This is a genomic window from Burkholderia sp. SIMBA_051, from assembly GCF_046534915.1.
In the GTDB taxonomy this organism is placed as follows: Bacteria; Pseudomonadota; Gammaproteobacteria; order Burkholderiales; family Burkholderiaceae; genus Burkholderia; species Burkholderia ambifaria.
This window is the reverse complement of record NZ_JAWRXS010000261.1, coordinates 1-273: the sequence shown is the minus strand read 5'-3', so window position 1 is coordinate 273 and position 273 is coordinate 1. Positions and strand designations below refer to the sequence as shown.

Sequence of the window (273 nt, the reverse complement as noted above, 5' to 3'; positions counted from 1 at the left end):
ACGCCGAAGCCGCGCTCGAATGGCAGTTTCGGCGGCTGCCACGCGGCTTTGCGCGCGGCGAGTTCTTCGTCGGTGACATCGAGATGCAAACGCCGCGCGGCCACGTCGAGCTCGATCATGTCGCCGTCCTTCACGAGCGCAAGCGGACCGCCGACGAACGACTCGGGCGCCACATGCAGCACGCACGCGCCGTAACTCGTTCCGCTCATGCGCGCGTCCGAAATGCGCACCATGTCGCGCACGCCCTGCTTCAGGAGCTTTTGCGGAATCGGC

General features: G+C 66.7%; 1 protein-coding gene. It reads right to left on the bottom strand.

Features of this window, described 5'->3' with window-relative positions; genetic code table 11:
- The coding region (locus SB771_RS34440; RefSeq protein WP_410721968.1) for a dihydroxy-acid dehydratase at window positions 1-273 on the bottom strand (273 nt) is incomplete at both ends.